This window comes from Mesorhizobium sp. 1B3, from assembly GCF_050958605.1.
GTDB lineage: Bacteria > Pseudomonadota > Alphaproteobacteria > Rhizobiales > Rhizobiaceae.
The window spans coordinates 154,444-170,770 of record NZ_JBJHDO010000003.1; the positions used below are offsets into that span (position 1 = coordinate 154,444).

Annotated in this window: 17 protein-coding genes; 7 read left to right on the forward strand and 10 right to left on the reverse strand. The window is 62.4% G+C overall.

Annotated elements, in window-relative coordinates:
• Positions 1-82 precede the first annotated feature (82 nt).
• Complete coding sequence (locus ACCO56_RS09775; RefSeq protein WP_433640117.1) at positions 83-979, reverse strand: mechanosensitive ion channel family protein; 897 nt, start codon at positions 977-979, stop codon at positions 83-85.
• A 674-nt stretch (positions 980-1,653) separates the two neighbouring features.
• Between ACCO56_RS09775 and ACCO56_RS09780 the strand changes: the two genes are divergently transcribed.
• The 7 genes from ACCO56_RS09780 (at position 1,654) to ACCO56_RS09810 (ending at position 7,179) form a co-directional block, all read left to right on the forward strand.
• Positions 1,654-2,199, forward strand: coding sequence for a hypothetical protein (locus tag ACCO56_RS09780; protein ID WP_433640118.1), 546 nt, complete (start codon positions 1,654-1,656; stop codon positions 2,197-2,199).
• 45 nt (positions 2,200-2,244) lie between these two features.
• A complete protein-coding gene (gene rpsK, locus ACCO56_RS09785) occupies positions 2,245-2,640 on the forward strand; it encodes a 30S ribosomal protein S11 (protein ID WP_433640119.1) in 396 nt (131 codons plus the stop codon).
• Positions 2,641-2,693: 53 nt separating this feature from the next.
• Positions 2,694-3,761, forward strand: coding sequence for a DNA-directed RNA polymerase subunit alpha (locus ACCO56_RS09790; protein WP_433640120.1), 1,068 nt, complete (start codon positions 2,694-2,696; stop codon positions 3,759-3,761).
• Between the two features lie 613 nt (positions 3,762-4,374).
• Positions 4,375-4,752 carry an NUDIX hydrolase gene (locus ACCO56_RS09795; RefSeq protein WP_433640122.1) on the forward strand — a complete coding sequence of 126 codons (378 nt, stop codon included), beginning with the start codon at positions 4,375-4,377 and terminating at the stop codon, positions 4,750-4,752.
• Positions 4,753-5,010: 258 nt separating this feature from the next.
• The gene (locus ACCO56_RS09800; RefSeq protein ID WP_433640124.1) at positions 5,011-5,541 is read left to right on the forward strand and encodes a PTS sugar transporter subunit IIA; all 531 of its coding nucleotides are present in this window, start codon (positions 5,011-5,013) and stop codon (positions 5,539-5,541) included.
• Between the two features lie 165 nt (positions 5,542-5,706).
• Positions 5,707-6,690: an SMP-30/gluconolactonase/LRE family protein gene (locus ACCO56_RS09805; RefSeq protein WP_433640126.1), complete on the forward strand. Its 984-nt coding sequence runs from the start codon at positions 5,707-5,709 to the stop codon at positions 6,688-6,690.
• 33 nt (positions 6,691-6,723) lie between these two features.
• A complete protein-coding gene (locus ACCO56_RS09810) occupies positions 6,724-7,179 on the forward strand; it encodes a lipocalin-like domain-containing protein (RefSeq protein ID WP_433640127.1) in 456 nt (151 codons plus the stop codon).
• A 253-nt stretch (positions 7,180-7,432) separates the two neighbouring features.
• Here the strand turns inward: ACCO56_RS09810 and ACCO56_RS09815 are convergent, their stop codons facing one another.
• The 9 genes from ACCO56_RS09815 to ACCO56_RS09855 all read right to left on the reverse strand — a co-directional run bounded on the left by ACCO56_RS09815 (position 7,433) and on the right by ACCO56_RS09855 (position 16,270).
• A complete protein-coding gene (locus tag ACCO56_RS09815; protein WP_433640129.1) occupies positions 7,433-8,389 on the reverse strand; it encodes an ABC transporter ATP-binding protein in 957 nt (318 codons plus the stop codon).
• Complete coding sequence (locus tag ACCO56_RS09820) at positions 8,386-9,393, reverse strand: ABC transporter ATP-binding protein (protein WP_433640130.1); 1,008 nt, start codon at positions 9,391-9,393, stop codon at positions 8,386-8,388. Before ACCO56_RS09820 ends, ACCO56_RS09815 begins: the two co-directional genes overlap by 4 nt.
• Before the next feature lie 2 nt (positions 9,394-9,395).
• Entirely contained in the window at positions 9,396-10,328 is a 933-nt protein-coding gene (locus ACCO56_RS09825; protein WP_433640133.1) for an ABC transporter permease, read from the reverse strand.
• On the reverse strand, positions 10,328-11,242 hold the full coding sequence (locus ACCO56_RS09830; RefSeq protein WP_433640135.1) for an ABC transporter permease: 915 nt from the start codon (positions 11,240-11,242) through the stop codon (positions 10,328-10,330). Before ACCO56_RS09830 ends, ACCO56_RS09825 begins: the two co-directional genes overlap by 1 nt.
• A 108-nt stretch (positions 11,243-11,350) precedes the next feature.
• On the reverse strand, positions 11,351-12,892 hold the full coding sequence (locus ACCO56_RS09835) for an ABC transporter substrate-binding protein (protein ID WP_433640137.1): 1,542 nt from the start codon (positions 12,890-12,892) through the stop codon (positions 11,351-11,353).
• A 289-nt stretch (positions 12,893-13,181) separates the two neighbouring features.
• The gene (locus ACCO56_RS09840) at positions 13,182-13,391 is read right to left on the reverse strand and encodes a RidA family protein (RefSeq protein ID WP_433640860.1); all 210 of its coding nucleotides are present in this window, start codon (positions 13,389-13,391) and stop codon (positions 13,182-13,184) included.
• Positions 13,388-13,579: a RidA family protein gene (locus ACCO56_RS09845; protein WP_433640139.1), complete on the reverse strand. Its 192-nt coding sequence runs from the start codon at positions 13,577-13,579 to the stop codon at positions 13,388-13,390. The genes ACCO56_RS09840 and ACCO56_RS09845 overlap by 4 nt, the downstream gene beginning before the upstream one ends.
• 58 nt (positions 13,580-13,637) lie before the next feature.
• Positions 13,638-14,780: an NADH:flavin oxidoreductase/NADH oxidase gene (locus ACCO56_RS09850; protein WP_433640141.1), complete on the reverse strand. Its 1,143-nt coding sequence runs from the start codon at positions 14,778-14,780 to the stop codon at positions 13,638-13,640.
• Complete coding sequence (locus ACCO56_RS09855) at positions 14,777-16,270, reverse strand: aldehyde dehydrogenase family protein (RefSeq protein WP_433640143.1); 1,494 nt, start codon at positions 16,268-16,270, stop codon at positions 14,777-14,779. The genes ACCO56_RS09850 and ACCO56_RS09855 overlap by 4 nt, the downstream gene beginning before the upstream one ends.
• Between the last annotated feature and the right edge of the window lie 57 nt (positions 16,271-16,327).

A 16,327-nucleotide genomic window follows, 5' to 3' on the forward strand; every position in this document is an offset into this window, starting at 1 on the left:
AAGGTAGCTGGAAGCAAAAACCCTGTCTGACCGACAGAGCGCGCATACGAGCCGACACCGCTGCACGCTCTCCGGCGATAGCTCAGGGATTGTCTTTCGTCGACACGAGCTTGACCCGACTGAACGGCGGCGGCAGGCCACTTTTACGGATTGCCGCGTCGACTGCGACAAGTATGGCATCGCGGCAATCGATGTCATCCACGAAGCTCGGCACCCAATATCGGACGGCGTATCTTACCCCTTCCGTATCGTACGAAAGCGCGCGCACGTCCGGCTTCGGCGACTGCATTATAATCTCGGTCGACGCGGCTGCCGCAGCCAGCAACTCCTTGCCCCGATCGACCGGAATGTCGTGGCCAAGGACGATCTCAAGACTGGCTCGGTAGTGTTTTTTCGGCGCGCTGAAATTGGTCAATCTCTGACGCGAAATTTGGCTGTTGGGCAAGATCATGTAGGTATCATTCCGCGTCTGAAGACGCGTCGTACGCCATCCTATTTCAATGACGCGACCGCGGATGGATCCGTCGATCTCGACCCAGTCGCCGATCTTGAACGGGGCCTCCAGACCGAGAGCGATCCCCGACAGCACGTCAGCCAGCACATTGCGGATGGCGAAGCCGAGAATAGCGATGATCAAACCCGAGCTGGCGAGCGCGCCTCCTGCCGACTGGCCCAGCAGCATGGCAACGGTTGCAATCGTTGCCACCAGAAACAGAGCCGCAGTAACGAGTTCCCTGAGAAGCTTTGGTACCTTGCGGCGGCCATTTCTCCCGCCTTTCAAGGCAGCGCCCGTTATTCGCGCTAACAGCCACGCACCAGAATAGTAAACGGCGGCCACACTCAACTGCCGGACCGCGCTGTCTTTCGCTTCCGGGACGAAGTACTGCAATGCAGATCCGTGAAATATGTATGCCGCTACTGAAATTGAGAAGAGAAGCGCCGGCCAAAAGAACCACAGGATACGGGCTCGATCGATCACCGCTTGCCTCCCGGTTTACGCAATATTTCCACGTTCTTGCTTCCATCCACGAATGATTATGGGGCGCTTTGCCGCACAACGCGCGCCCTGGTCCCGGTGCTTGAGATATCCCAATCCCCGCGTCTGGGCAAAAGACGCTGCTCACCTCGGCCTGGCTTGAATGCACAGCACATTTGGGACTTGTGCCGCGGCATTTCGTCGGCACCGCGTGTGAGTTGACAATCCTGGAATTCAGGCCATGCTCTGCCCCCATGAAACTCAAGCGAGCATATCGCCTGATGGGCGCCGTGAGACGGATCACCCCCATCGCGGGAATCTGACCCCGGCTCGGATCTCCGAGTCCGGGGAACCGCTTTTAACAACCAGCTCTCTCTGCAGCGGCAAGGAAATTGTCGCGAAATCGTCGACGCCCTTGGGATTTAGGGGGTGGCAATGACTCTGTCTGACATGACTGCATTGGAAATTCCGGTCGGTTCGAACAAGGACCGAACGCTCTCTGCCAAGCATCTGGCGGGCACCCAGATGGTTCCCGCAACGCCGCTGCATTCTTGCTTGGGCAAAAGTCCGCCCACGGATGCGTGATCCCCTGGCCGGACCCCGTCCAGACCAGGGGAATACCTGACAATCACATCGATTGGCCGGGACCGTCGAGACGTCCCGCGGGGAAGCTAGCCATGTCAACAAGGCCTCACTGCCAACTGACCACCAAGGACCATGCGATCCTGGAGGTAATCCTGGAACGCTACCAGGGTGACTACGGTCCCTATCTGAAGCTGCTCGACCAGAAGGTCCACGGCAGCACTGTCCACTTTCGCGATGACATTCCACCCAAGGTCGTCACGTTGAACAGCCGTCTCACTTATTTTGTCGATGGCCTCCTGACCGGCCCCCATCTTGTCGTGCAGGGCCAGCCAGGCAGCCTGCCCTCATATGCCTTGTCGATACACACGCTGAGAGGGTTGGCGCTTCTCGGTCTCGCCGAGGGCAGTGCGATCACCGTCGAGCTTGGCTCCTCGGTCCATGAGACATTGCGGGTCGATGCCGTTTTGTCCCAGCCGGAAGCCGAAACAAGGGTCGTCAACATATCAAAACCCCTGGCACAGGGCGACGCCTCGGAAAAAGAAGAGAATATCGTGAGCTTCAGGCCGCGGATCATCGGCCCCAGCTCCGGCCCCGTCTTCATTCCAGATGACGACGACCCTGGCCCGAGCGCTGCGTGAAGTGCTCATTTCACAATCAATCGTCCAAATCAGGAGCAAAGAACCATGTCCGACGGACAAGATACCGTCCGCATGCGCAAGCGGGATCGCAAAAACCTCACAACCGGCATTGCCCACGTCCACTCGAGCTTCAACAATACGATCATCACGATCACTGACGATCAGGGAAACGCTATCGCTTGGGCTTCCAGCGGTTCCCAGGGTTTCAAGGGATCGCGAAAGGCGACACCGTTCGCCGCCCAAGTGGCGGCAGAGGATTGTGCCCGAAAGGCAGCCGCACACGGAATGTCGACAATTGAGGTGGTGATTTCCGGCCCGGGTTCCGGCAGGGACGCAGCCGTGCGCGCGCTTCAATCATCGGGTTTCACAGTGAGGTCGATCCGCGACGTAACTCCCGTTCCGCACAATGGCTGTCGGGGATATCGCAAGCGGCGTGTTTAGCAAGGCAGCCCGGCAAAGATGTTCGCCGCTCTCGCCGGCACGAGGCCGGCGGTGTGTCAGTTGTTCACGGATCAGCAATGAAGAAAAGAAATTGGCTCGACCTTGTTCGGCCGAAATCGTTCGAGAAAAGCACAACGGGACTGATTACGACGGCTACGCTGGAGCCGCTCGAGCGAGGCTTTGGTTTCACGATTGGCACTGCCCTGCGCCGCGTCTTGCTTTCCTCCATTCCCGGGGCGGCCGTAACGGCAATGCGGTTCGAATGCGCCACTTTCGATGGGTCCCGGATTGAAGGCATTGAAGAGCCTCTCCAGGCCGTCATCCTCAATTTGAAGCAACTCGCTTTCTGCGTCGATGAGACGTTCCAATCGGCCCGCTTGCGGATTGCTTTGGACAGACCCGGTGTTTTGACGTCGGGCGACATAGTCCACATCGACGGCCTGAATGCGGTAGATGCGAACCAACCTGTCTGCACGGTCATCAATGGTACTGCGGCAGCGCTCGAGATCTTCATCGCAACAGGCTACGGCTATGTGCCCAACAGCGCTCAGCCGGCAGCCCACGTGCCTGCGGGTTTCACTGCCATTGATACCGTGCACTCGCCGGTCAGGCGGGCCACCTACACTGTCGAGCCGACGCGGCTTGGGCATATGCTCGACTATGACCGGCTGATCCTGACTGTAGAAACCAACAGCACGATCAGCGGTGAAGAAGCGCTCAGACGTGCTGCCGAGATCCTCCATGACCAATTGAGCGTGTTCATCAACTTCGAGGAAGAGTTCAGCGAGCCTGCGGAAACCTGTGCTGATCCCCTGGGCTTCGATCCGGTTCTGCTTCAACGGCTTGACGAATTGGAATTGTCGGTTCGGGCGTCGAACTGCATGAACAACGAGAATATCGTCTACATAGGAGATCTTGTGACACGCACTGAGGCGCAGTTGCTTCGCATACCGAATTTCGGGCGCAAGACATTGCACGAGATCAAGGTCGCTCTTGCCACCATTGGCCTCGGCCTCGGGGCTGAGGTACCTGGCTGGCCCCCAGCCGACATCAACGGATTGGTAAGCCACTATCGGAAAACGGGTACGGTCGAACGGGAGCGCCAGATTTGGACAGCATGACGAAGCTGATTGTCGCAGTCGTGATCTTTGGCCTGATGGTCCATGGTTTTTTCCTTTTATGATCGAGGAAGAAAAAGTATTTAATATATAAATTATTTCTCTGCGAAATTTTGCCGCCCTTGAAATAAATAATTCAAGAGATATGTTGTTCATATGCATATCGAGGTATTCGTCAGAATTTCGAGGTTGACTGGAAAAGCACGGCACTTTTCCCGGAGCAGGTTTCCTAACCCTGAACTCCGCGCCTAGCTTCTGCTCCGGGAAATTCCACCAACACATGCGGTTCATTTCTTGCGGCGTTTTCCAGCGTCGTAACGATGGAGCGTAGCATGAGACTGCCTCACCCCAGACGCTTTTGTTTTACCTGTAGCCGCAAGCTGCCCAAGGCAGCGGTCCGATGTCCATGGTGCACAGCCCCAGTTGCTGCGCCGCTGGGTGTCTCCGGTATTCTTCCCCATCAGGGATCACATCCGAGCTTATGGCAGGTGCTGCCATGAGAACTCGGCGCGACTGCGTCCTCCACTCCCCTATTACGGTGGCGGACGCTGCCGTCCCAAAGCAATACGGAGCCATCCCATGGCGAATTGATCGGAACGGAAACCTTCAGTTGCTGATGATCCGGCATCGACTTGGCGGCTCATGGGCTTTTCCAGGAGGCCTACCGGCGGAGGGATGCTCGCCCGCGCGGTCAGCCGCACGCCGAGCCTTCGAAGAGGCCGGCGTTGTCGGCCAGCCGGGCGCTGAACCGATCGGCAGCTTCCGCTGCATGGAAGCTGGTACCGACGGCGCGATCGAATCCGAAACAGTAGTCTTGTTTGCTCTTCATGTAAGAGGGACGTTGCTGAATTGGCCGGGGAAAGCGCGACGCAAGCGCGACTGGCGGTCGGTCGAAGAGGCCGTCAAGCTCGTCAAAGAGCCTGAACTGATCGAATTTCTCCGATCCCTGGAGGTCGACCCGAAGGTGCGATCTGGTTCCGGACTGCAGCTTTGATCATCGAAGCGGTTCGCTATGCGAGGGCTCACCGCGAGATGCGGCATTCCCTGCTTCCTTCGGCGCGTGTTCGCTGTGATCACCTGTTGTCGTTACGAGAACTCGGCTCCGCGAAGCAGGAGTCTAATCCGGCGCGATCGGAATTTCCGTTTTCGCCTCTGGGATCAACAGGTTCCCCCCCTCTGAACAGACGTCGTAGCTGAGCTACGGAAACGTCTCAGTCTACCGCGCGAATGCGGGACTGCGATGGAGCCGCTTATGAAAATAAGTGACCTCTTGCGCGCGCAGGACATCGTGCTTGGACTGCAGGCGCAGGACACATGTTCAATCCTTGCGGGCATGGCCGCGGGATTGGCCGCGAGAGCCGGCCTGAGCGAGCAGACGGTGCTATTGGCGCTCCTGCGCCGCGAACGGCTGGGTCCAACGGATATAGGAAGGGGTATCGCTGTGCCGCATGCGCGGCTGGAAAAGGTCGCTGCCCCTGCTGCGATGCTGGCGATCCTGGATTCGCCCGTCTGGTTCGATTCGTCGAGCGACGACCCCGTCGACCTTGTGCTTGCCCTTCTGTGGCCGAAGGTAAACAGTGCCGGGCTGTTGCGCGCTCTGGGTTCCGCCTGCCGGCTCTTGCGTTCGGCAGAAATATCGAGCGGGCTGCGCCGCGCCGGTTCGGCTGCAGAGGCATACGCCCTGCTGGGATCTGCCGAGAGACCGTTCAAGGAGCCCCTTCAAGATCAAGCGCAACAGCTTTCGGAATCCCTGCCCGGATCACCCTGCCGCTCAGCCCTCTAATGCCCGCACACGTCACCTATCAAGCAAATATTTGCGTTTTCCGCATAATAATTACCTAAAATATGTTGAATCATCCATTTCTTGGTGCATTATGGCTACGGGAACCAACCCGAGGGGAACATCATGTCAGGAACCAGCAGACGCAGACTTTTGCAAACAATGGGCATGACATTGGCAGCCGGCACCGTCGCTTCGCGGGCGCTGGCCGATTTCACGACCAGTGTCAGATATCCCGATCCCACCGTCAGGGCACTCGATCCGAGCTTCAGCAAGTACATGGTCTTCTTCGCAGCCGTGGAACAGCTCTACACCGGCGGCATGCGCTACACCGAAGGCCCCGTCTATTTCGGCGACGGGCGCTTCCTTCTGTGGACCGACATCCCGAACAACCGCATCATGAAATGGGAAGAATCGACCGGCGCTGTCACCGTCTTCCGCGAGCCGTCGAATTACGCCAACGGGCTCATTCGTGACCGTCAAGGCCGCCTGATCTCGGCCGAGCACGGCCGCAAGGTTACGCGCACCGAATATGACGGCACAATCACGGTGCTCGCCGACAGCTTTGAGGGTAAACCGCTCAACTCGCCCAACGACGTGGTCGTCGCGATCGACGACAGCGTCTGGTTCACCGATCCGCCTTTCGGCATCGGCGGCAACTATTCCGGCGTCAAGGCGAAATCGGAGCTGCCTAACAATGTCTACCGCCTCGACCCCAAATCGGGCGAGATGATGGTGGCGACAGGCGACGTCAAAGCACCGAACGGGCTCTGCTTCTCGCCAGACGAGAAACTGATGTACATCGTCGATTCCGGCTCGAAGCCGGTAACGATCCGCGTCTACGATGTTTCCGACGACAAGAAGTCACTCACAAATGGCCGCGTCTTCTTCACTTGCGGAGAAGGCGAGGCGCCGGACGGCATCCGCAGCGATGTCGACGGCAACATCTGGGCCGCCTACGGCGCGGTCAAGGAAGGCTGGGACGGCGTCCTGGTCATCAATCCGGAAGGCAAGGCGATCGGCCATATCGGCCTGCCGGAGCGCGCGGCCAACCTCTGCTTCGGTGGGCCGAAGCGCAACCGTTTGTTCATGGTCACGGGGCGCGCGCTTTATTCGCTCTATGTCAACACGCAGGGTGTGCCGGGCGCCTGACGCCCGCATGCTGCATCGAATGAGGAGACCGATTTGACGGATCATGACCAGACGAACGGGCGTGCGCCCATCGTTTCCACTTGGCGGCTCGTGAGCCACAAGCAGGAGGATATGGAGACAGGCGAAGTGACCTATCCGCGGGGACCCAACCCCCGCGGCCTCATCACCTATACGGACGATGGGCGGTTCTCGGTTCTCAACGTTCCCGGCGAGCGGGAGGCCCCGAAGGGCCTCTCACCGACCGACGAGGAAGCACTCGCCCTCTTCAAGGGACTGACGGCCTATGCCGGGCACTATTCCATCACTGGGCCGGACACGCTCATCCACCACACCGAGATCGCCTGGAACGAAGCCTGGGCAAACACCGACCAGCCACGCCGGTTCAAGGTGGAAAACGACACGCTGACGCTGATCGCTGGGCCCTCGAACAATCCCTGGGACGGGCGCGTCGTGCGCGCGACGCTGACCTGGAAGCGCATCACCGTTTGAGAATTCGCTCCGGCGGGGCAGATGGCGTGGTTTTCGAGAACCGGAGCGGAGCGTATATGAGGTACGTAAGCACCGAAAGCGCAGAAAACCGCGTCAGAAGTCCGCCGGAGTAGAATTATCAAATGGTCTCTGAGATCCGTCCTCCCTGCTAGATTAGTAGCTTAGCTTCCAGCGGCGCCCGGCGCTCATCCATCTCCGCGCGATTTTGCGCGAGACGATCGATCCGGCAGGATGTTGATCGATGGCGCGCCGCCTACCCCGCCAGCGGGTGATGGCAGGCTGCTTCGCACCCGTCCACTGGGGCGAGCGCGGGGGTCTCTCTGCTGCAGAGCTCGCTCGCAAAGGCGCAGCGCGGGTGGAACGAGCAGCCTGGCGGCGGCGAGACCGGGCTCGGGAACTCGGCGCTCAGGGTGAGGTCCGGCAGGCCCTTCCCCTGCTTCGGCAACAGCATGGCGCGCAACAGTTCGCGCGTGTAGGGATGGCGTGGATGGTTGAAGATCGCGTCGGTCCCGCCGATCTCGACGACGCGGCCGAGATACATCACCGCCACGCGGTCGGCGAGATGGCTGACAACGGCGAGATTGTGGCTGATCAGCACCATAGTCAGTTTGAATTCACGGTGTAGTTCTATGAGGAGATTGAGTATCTGCGACTGAACAGAAACGTCGAGCGCCGATGTCGGCTCATCACAGACGAGAACCTTTGGCTCGCCGATCAGGGCGCGGGCGATCGCCACTCGCTGACGCTGGCCGCCTGATAACTGCACCGGATAGGCATGCGCGAGATAGCGCGGCAGGCCGACAGCATCCATCATCCGCTCTACCGCCGCTGCTCGCGACCGTGCGTTTCCCCAGTTCTGGATCTCGAGCGGCGCGGCGATCGCCGCCGACACCGTCATGCGCGGATTGAGCGAGGAATAGGGATCCTGGAACACCGGCTGGATCAGTTTCGCTCGCTCGCGCGGCGCGAAGGAGGAGATTGGCCGGTCACCGATGGTCACCTCGCCCTCGCTCGGCGCCTCGATGCCCAGGAGGAGGCGGGCAAGCGTGGACTTGCCGCAGCCCGATTCCCCGACGAGGCCGAGGATCTCGCCTTGCTCGATGTTGAGCGCGACGCCGCGCAGTGCCTTCAGGACCGCCGGCTTCCTGAACGGCGAACCCGGATTGAGCATGTAGGAGCGTCTGACGTCCCTGACCGCGACAAAACTCATGCCGGCTGCACCTCCCTACGCCGCTCCTGTGCCCTGGACCCGCCTTCGACGAGGCGGCAGCGCACCGCCCGCCCCTCGGACGGAGTGATGAGCGCCACCGGCCCTTCCCTGCAGATGGCCTCGGCGCACGCGCAGCGCTCAAGGAAATTGCAGGCCGACAACTCGCCTATCGGCCGCGGTACCACGCCTGGAATGTAGCCGAGCGTCTTGCGTCGGCCGGTCTCGCCCGGTGTCGGAATGCAGCCGAGGAGCCCCCGCGTGTAGGGATGGCGCGGGTCGCCCAGCACCGCGTCCGCCGCCCCCGCCTCCACCACCTCGCCGCCATACATGACGGCGATGCGGTCGGCGATGCCGGCGACGACGCCGAGATCGTGGGTGATGACGACGAGCCCGACCGAGGTCTCCTTCTGGAGGTCGGCGAGCAGCTTCAGTATCTGCGTCTGGATCGTCACGTCGAGCGCCGTCGTCGGCTCGTCGGCGATGATCAGGTCCGGCCGGCAGAGAAGTGCAGTCGCAATCATCATGCGCTGCCTCAAGCCGCCCGAGAGCTGGTGCGGATATTGCCCGAGCCTGTCGTCGGGCGCCGCGATGCCGACGCGGGCGAGCATGTCGGCGATGACGCGCGGATTGGCGCTCTCCGGCCTGTGCCAGCGCACGATTTCGGCGATCTGGTCGCCCATGCGGTAGCACGGGTCGAAGGCGGTCATCGGGTCCTGGAAGATCATGGCTATACGCCGGCCGCGGATCTTGCGCCACTGCCGGGTAGACAGATTCAGCAGCGAGGTGCCGTCGAAATCGACCCGCTCGGCGGAGAGCCTCGCGTTCCTCGGCAAGAGCCCGAGGATTGCCTGCGCGGTCATGCTCTTGCCGCAGCCGGATTCACCGACGATCGCCAGCGTCTCGCCACGTTCTACCGAGAGGTCGACGCCGCGCACCGGATGGAGCAAGCCGCCATGGGTCGGGATCGAGATCCTCAGGCTGCGTATGTCTAGGAGCGGGGCCATGGTCATGCCTTTCCGTCCGGGGCGGTGACGTCGCGCAACGCGTCACCCAGAAGGTTGATCGAGAGCACGAGCGCAGCGAGCGCCACGCCGGGGATGGCGATCAGCCATGGCCGGAACAGGAATTGGCTCTTGGCCTCGGCGATCATCAGCCCCCAGGAAGTGAGCGGCGGCAACACGCCGAGCCCGAGGAAGGAGAGCGTCGATTCCAGGAGGATCGCGCGGGCGAGTTCGAGCGTGCAGACGACGATGAGCGGCGCGGTGATGTTGGGCAGGAGCTCGCGCAGGAAGATGCGCGGCGTCGATGCGCCGAGGGTACGCGCCGCGGTGATGAAGTCGCGGCTGACGAGCTGCTGTGTCGTCGCGCGGGTGACGATGACGAGCCGGTCCCACATCAGGCCGCCGATGACAAGGACGAGGAGCGGCAAGGACTGCCCGAGCGTGGAGACGGCGACGAGTGCGACGAGCACGACGGGCAGCGTCAGCCGGATGGTGAGGATGAAATTGACTGCCAGGTCGACGGCGCCGCCGAAATAGCCTGCTGCGACGCCCAGCGTCACCCCGATCAGGGTCGAGAGCAGGATGGTCAGGATGCCGATCAGAAGGGAGATGCGCCCACCATGAAGGAGAAGCGCCAGATAGTCACGGCCGAGATGATCGGTCCCGAGCGGATGCGCCCAGTCACCCTCGGCATGCCAGACGGGCGGCGCCAGCCGAAGCGCCAGGTCCTGCATCGACGGATCGGCGCCGGTGACAAGCGGCGCGAATATGACAGCGACGAGGATGATGGCGAGCGTCACGCTGCCGAGCCAGAAGCCGGAATGGCCGAGCGCGCGCCGCATCGCGAGACGCCCAGGCGGCAGGATGCGGTGTCGCTCCCGCGGGGCGCCGGCCTCAGATCTCGCCATGTCGAGTCTTTCTTCCACGATTACGCTCATCAGACCCTGATCCTCGGATCGAGTGCGGCGTTGAGAAGGTCGCCGAGAAGGGCGAGCACCGCGTAGGTGGTGGCGACGGCGAGGAGGATCGCCTGAATCACCTCGACGTCGTAACGGCGGATCGACAGCCAGGCGAGATTGCCGATGCCATCCATCGAGAATACCGCCTCGATGACGACCGAGCCGCCCAGCATGTAGCCGAACTGTACGGTCGCGACCGCGACGACCGGGATTATGGCGTGGCGCAGGCCGTGGCGCACGATCGTCTGCCAGGCCGAAAGACCATAGGCACGGGCTGTCTTGACATGGTCGGACTGAAGCACGTCGATCATGCCCGACCGCGTCAGCCGCATGATCGCGGGCGAGGCGTAGTAGCCGAGCGCTACCGCCGGCAGGACGTAGTGCGCGAAGGTGGCGTTGCCCGAGATCGGCAGCCATCGCAGCATCACCCCGAAAACGAAGATGAGCGCGATCGCGGAGAGAAAGGACGGCATCGACTGTCCCGTCACCGAGATGATCAACGCCGCCCGGTCGATCAGTGAGTTAGGCCGGAGCGCCGCGACAACGCCGAGCGGCACGGATAGGACGAGGGCGAAGATCAGCGCCAGGAAGCCGAGCTTGGCTGTGACCGGCAGGTGCTTGGCAAGCACCTGCGCCACATCCTCCTTGAGGTAGTTGGAGCGGCCGAGATCACCTTTCAGCACGTCGCCCATCCATTGCAGGTACTGTTCGTAGAACGGCCGATCGAAGCCGTAGATGCGCCGGATCGATTCGATCTGCTCCGGCGTCGCCCGCTCGCCCGCCATCGCTACCGCCGGGTCGCCCGAGAGATGGACGAGCGAGAAGGACAGGATCGACGTCACCAGCAGGACCAGGGCGGTCACGCCGAGACGTTTTGCGATGAACATGACCATTGCGTACTCCGGGACCGGTGTCGGCACAGGCGCAGCAGTGCCTGCGCCGGATACGACCCGGCCGGCGAGACGGCGCCGGCCGAGAGACAGTGGCGGAGGATCAGTCCGTCATTTCCACTTTGCAAGGTAGAAATGGGCGATCTCGTCGGGCGTGACCTCGTAGTCGAGTTCCTTCGAGAAGGCATAGCCGCGGCCGTAAGTGTAAAGCGGGATGTAGTAGGCCTGGTCGGCGATCCTTCTCAGTGCCTGGGCATAGAGGTCCTTGCGCTTCTCGGGATCCATCGTGGTGTCGGCGGCCTCGAGCAGCTTCTTCACCTCCTCGTCGCGGGCATAGTCGTCGACGCCGAACTTGAAGTAGAGGCTGACAGAGGCGGATGCGTCCATCATGCCCTGGGAGCCCCAGGTCAGATGTGCGAACGGCATCTTGCCCTCGATGACGAGCGGGCGCAGCGCCACGTTCTGGATGAACTGGAAATCCGGCTCGATGCCGACAGCCCTGAGATAAGCGAGCACGGCCTCGGAGTAGCGCCTGTCGCGGTAGGCGTAGAAGGGCAACTTCAGCCCGTCCTTGAAACCCGCTTCGGCGAGCAGCGCCTTGGCCTTACCCGGGTCGTATTCATACTGCGTGACGTCTTCCGTACAGCCGACCTGTGCGGCATAGCACATGGACTTGAGCACGCCGGCCGAATTGCCGACGAGCTTGGCGAGCGCCTCGCGGTCGATGGCATGAGCGATCGCCTGGCGGACTCTGACGTCCTTCAAGGGCGTGTCGCCGGAGCGGCCGGCCGCGTCGAGCGCCAGGAAGGCCATGCGCGTGGTTGAGGCGGCCGTGGCCGTGACATTGCCGAAGCCGGCGAGCTGGTCCATGTTTTCCGGGGGCACGCCCCAGATCCAATCGACAGAGCCGGCAAGCAGCTCGGCGATCTGCGCCTCCGGATCACCGATCGTGCGATAGGCAATCTTGCTGATCTGCGGTTGGCCCTTCGGGCTGTCGGCGTAATAGTCCGGGTTCTTCTCCCATGTCGCCGAGCGACCGGGTTCGAACCCGGTAAGCTTGTAGGGCCCCGCGCAGACAGGCAGCACAGCACCCCAGTCACGCCGCGTCTTGTCGCCTGCCTGCACCTCGGGCGCGGAATCCCAGTGGCCGGACGGGTAGATCGGCGTGTTGCCGGAGAGATATTCGAGCGCCGCCGGCGTCGGCGCCTTGGCGTGGATGCGCACCTTGTGCGGTCCGAGCGCCTCGACGCTCTCTATCCAGTCGACGGTCAGCCGCACGTTGATGCCGCTGTCGGGCTCGATGACGTGGTTGAACGTGTAGGCGACGTCCTCGGCGTCGACATCCGTCCCGTCGGTGAACTTGATGCCCTCGCGCAGCTCTACATCGAGCGTCTTGTCATCTGTCCAGGCATAGGACTTGGCGAGCAAGGGCTTGTATTCGTTGGTCTTCGGATCGCGGAACATCAAGGAGTCGCAATTGTAGAGCGAGGCGATCACCACCTCGCGCAGACCCTGATAGTAGATGTCGAACGTGTCGATCTCCGTCCCGGTCGCCCACGTAAGCGTGTCGTCCGCCTTGCCGGCTCGGCTTTCCGTCACGAAGCCCGCGACGACGGCCGCGCACGCGGCGGCACATGCGATATAGTTGCGCATCGGTTTCCTCCCAACATGCTAAAACGGACCGTCAGCCGACTCCTCACCGTCCGCAGCCCTATGTTTGCCTCGCGGTCCTTCCCTTCCGCGATTTTCGCTGGTCCGCGGCCACTTCGCCACGTTCGCAGGATTATTTTGCCATATCCTCCAAATTTGTCAACTAATTCTGCGTGTTCAGCCAGATTTGCACTTAAATAATGCCGATTTCGCACACACCCCATGCCGGCGAGGCTCCGGCACTTCCCAATATGGCAGGATCGGAGCGTCGCCGGAATGTCTGAGGTCGGAGTCAGACAGCCCTTGCAGCGACGAGATCGGCCTCGATCTTCCATTCCGGAAGCGCGAGGCCGGCCACAACGACGGCGGTCGTGGCCGGCGGATTGCCGGCGAAATGGCGGTTCCTGATACCGGCATAGGTGATGATATCCTCCGCCTTCAGGCAATAGGCCGTGATCTTGACCACGTCGGAGAAGTCCATGCCCGCGGAGGCGAGTATCAGCGGAAATTCTCCATCAACTGCTCGGTCTGACCCTCGAGCGTCTCGGGCAGCGTGCCGTCCGGCCGGACCCCGACCTGCCCGGCAACATAGAGCCGGCGCGCGCCGTCCGGCACCTCGACGCCGTGAGAATAAAGGTTCTGCGTCGGCGGGGCCATGCCGGCGGGATTGTGGCGAATGTTTTTTGTCATCAAAGCCTCCGTTTCGTTCGTGTTCTTGAAGTCTGTCAGGCCGGGCGTATGTCGTGCCCTATAAAGCCTCGGCTTTGGGTCGCGGATCGTGGACGAGAAGGGGCCGATGCGGCGCGCCCTGCCAGACGGAGAGGTCAGCGCCGCGATATTCAGGCGGGAATGGCATCTTCACGCCGAGCCTTTCAGCGGCATGCCAAACCCAGCGCGGGTCTTCCAGGAACCCGCGAGCGATGGCGATCAAGTCAGCCTTGCCTGCCGCCACCGCCTCCTCCGCGAGGAAGGGATCGACGATCATGCCGACGCCCATCGTCGTCATCCCAGTCGCCCGTCGGACCGCTTCCGCGTGCGGCAGGAGGTAGCCGGGCGCCGCCTCGAAGCGCTGCCCGCCGTACAGCGAGCCAGCGGACAGGCAGACATAATCGTAGCCGAGCGCCTTGAGCCCTTCCGCGAAGGCGATCGCGTCCTCGATCGTTGCGCCACCCTCGACCCCGTCCGGGCCGTTGATGCGCGCGCCGAGCGCCTTGTCCCTCGGCCAGGCGGCGCGCAGCGCCGCAGCCACGCGGAGCGGAAACCGCAGCCGGTTCTCGCGGCTTCCGCCATATTGGTCCGTGCGCCGGTTGACGAAGGGCGTGACGAATTGGTGGAGCAGGTAGCCGTGCGCTGCATGGAGCTCGACCGCGTCGAGCCCTATGCGGTCCGCCCGCTTCGCCGCGTCGACGAATGCCACTTCGACGCGGGCCATGCCCGCCTCGTCGAGCATCACGGGCGCCGAATGCCTGCCATCGTAAGGAGCGGGCGACGAGGAGAAAGTCGCCCAGGCCCCCTCCTCCGCCGAGAGGCCATGGCCGCCGTGCCAGGGGAGATGGCTCGAGCCCTTGCGCCCGGCATGGCCGAGTTGAATGCCGATCGGCATCCGCCCGACCGCCTTGAAGATCGAGACGACGCGGGACAACGCAGCCTCGTTCTCGTCGGAATAGAGCCCGAGGCAGCCAGGCGTGATCCGCCCGTCCCGCTCGACCCCGGTCGATTCGATCAGGACCATCCCCGCCCGCGACAAAGCGAACTGACCGAGATGGATTATGTGCCAGTCGGTCGCCGAGCCGTCGGCGGCGTGGTACTGGCACATCGGCGACACGACGATCCTGTTTTCGAGCGTAAGGCCGCCGAGCGCGATGGGCGAGAAAAGCTTGGACACGGTCACGCGGTTCTGATCCACACGGCCTTGACGTTCAGATAATCGTCGAATTGGGCAATGCCGGACTCGCGCCCGTATCCGCTCATCTTGTAGCCTCCGAATGGCATGGCGGCATCCATCATCTGGTAGCAGTTGATCCACACCGAACCTGCACGAATATTGTTCGCAAGATAGTGCGCCTTGCCAACGTCACGGGTCCACACCCCGGAGCCGAGGCCGAAATGCGTGTCGTTGCCCCGTTTGGCCGCCTCCTCGATGGTCGAGAACGGCATGGTGCCGACGACAGGGCCGAAGATCTCCTCGCGCGCGATGCGCATCTCCGGTTTGACGTCGCGGAAAACGGTCGGCGGCACGAAGTAGCCCTTGTCACGGCCGGCGTCGGTAACCCGCGCGCCGCCGGAGATCACCTTCGCGCCCTCCTGCCGGCCGAGATCGAGATAGGAGGTGACGCGGGCGAGCTGCTTTGCCGACACAAGGGGGCCGATCTGCGTGTCTGTTTCGAGCGCGCTACCGACCTTGAGTGTTTTCGCGTAGGCCGCGAGCCGCTCGTTGAACTCGTCGTAGATCTTGTCCTCGATGAGGAGACGCGTGCCGGCCGAACAGACCTGCCCGGTGTTGCCGAAGCAGGCCATGGCCGCGCCAGGGACCGCGAGGTCCATGTCGGCATCGGCAAAAACGATGTCGGGCGACTTGCCGCCGAGTTCCAGCGTCACCCGCTTCAGGTTGCCGGCAGACGCCATCAGGATCTTCTGCCCGGTCTCGACCGAACCGGTGAAGGCGATCTTGTCGACGCCGGGGTGTTCGGCGAGGGCCGCCCCCGCGCCGTGGCCGAAGCCGGTGACGACGTTCACGACGCCGTCCGGAATGCCGGTCTCGCACAGGAGCTCGGCGAGCCGGATTGCCGAGAGCGAGGCCTCCTCCGACGGCTTGTAGACGGCGGTGCAGCCGGTGGCGAGCACCGGGCCGAGTTTCCATATCCATGAAACCATCGGGCCGTTCCAGGGCACGATCGCCCCGACGACGCCGACCGGCTCCTTGCGGGTGAAGGTGGTGAAATCTCCGCCGAGCATCGAGTTTTCGACGGTTTCGCCATGGATTGCCGTCGCCATGCCTGCATAGTAGCGCAGCAGGCTCAGGACCCGGCGGCGCGCATTGTTGCGCCGCGCGATCGGCTCTCCCATTTCCATCGCGTCGATGAGGGCAAATTCCTCGAAATTGCGATCCACGAGATCGGCGAGCTTGAGGATGATGTCCTGCCGGTCATAGGGCTTGAACCTGCGCCACGGACCATCGTCGAAGGCGCGGCGCGCGGCAGCGACGGCGCGATCGACATCCTCGCGGTCGCCCTCGGCGATCCTGGCGATCACCTCGCCGGTCGAAGGATTGACGGTATCGAAGGTCTTGCCGGTCGCCGCGTCCACCCACTCGCCTCCGATCAGGAGCTTCTTCGGGGCTGAGTTGAGGAAGGCGGGAAGGTTCTTTGCCATGACATTCATCGTTCAGTCTCCTGATCTTGGGCGCTCTGACGGCACCGATGGGATTTGTGGGCCAGA

What these genes read in the sequence shown, in the direction of transcription:
- ACCO56_RS09825 (WP_433640133.1), bottom strand. Translation starts at nt 10,328, where the DNA reads ATGAGCGTAATCGTGGAAGAAAGACTCGACATGGCGAGATCTGAGGCC.
- ACCO56_RS09835 (WP_433640137.1), bottom strand. Translation starts at nt 12,892, where the DNA reads ATGCGCAACTATATCGCATGTGCCGCCGCGTGCGCGGCCGTCGTCGCG.
- ACCO56_RS09855 (WP_433640143.1), bottom strand. Translation starts at nt 16,270, where the DNA reads ATGAATGTCATGGCAAAGAACCTTCCCGCCTTCCTCAACTCAGCCCCG.
- ACCO56_RS09845 (WP_433640139.1), bottom strand. Translation starts at nt 13,579, where the DNA reads ATGACAAAAAACATTCGCCACAATCCCGCCGGCATGGCCCCGCCGACG.
- ACCO56_RS09780 (WP_433640118.1), top strand. Translation starts at nt 1,654, where the DNA reads ATGTCAACAAGGCCTCACTGCCAACTGACCACCAAGGACCATGCGATC.
- ACCO56_RS09800 (WP_433640124.1), top strand. Translation starts at nt 5,011, where the DNA reads ATGAAAATAAGTGACCTCTTGCGCGCGCAGGACATCGTGCTTGGACTG.
- ACCO56_RS09805 (WP_433640126.1), top strand. Translation starts at nt 5,707, where the DNA reads ATGACATTGGCAGCCGGCACCGTCGCTTCGCGGGCGCTGGCCGATTTC.
- rpsK (WP_433640119.1), top strand. Translation starts at nt 2,245, where the DNA reads ATGTCCGACGGACAAGATACCGTCCGCATGCGCAAGCGGGATCGCAAA.
- ACCO56_RS09830 (WP_433640135.1), bottom strand. Translation starts at nt 11,242, where the DNA reads ATGGTCATGTTCATCGCAAAACGTCTCGGCGTGACCGCCCTGGTCCTG.
- ACCO56_RS09795 (WP_433640122.1), top strand. Translation starts at nt 4,375, where the DNA reads ATGATCCGGCATCGACTTGGCGGCTCATGGGCTTTTCCAGGAGGCCTA.
- ACCO56_RS09820 (WP_433640130.1), bottom strand. Translation starts at nt 9,393, where the DNA reads ATGGCCCCGCTCCTAGACATACGCAGCCTGAGGATCTCGATCCCGACC.
- ACCO56_RS09815 (WP_433640129.1), bottom strand. Translation starts at nt 8,389, where the DNA reads ATGAGTTTTGTCGCGGTCAGGGACGTCAGACGCTCCTACATGCTCAAT.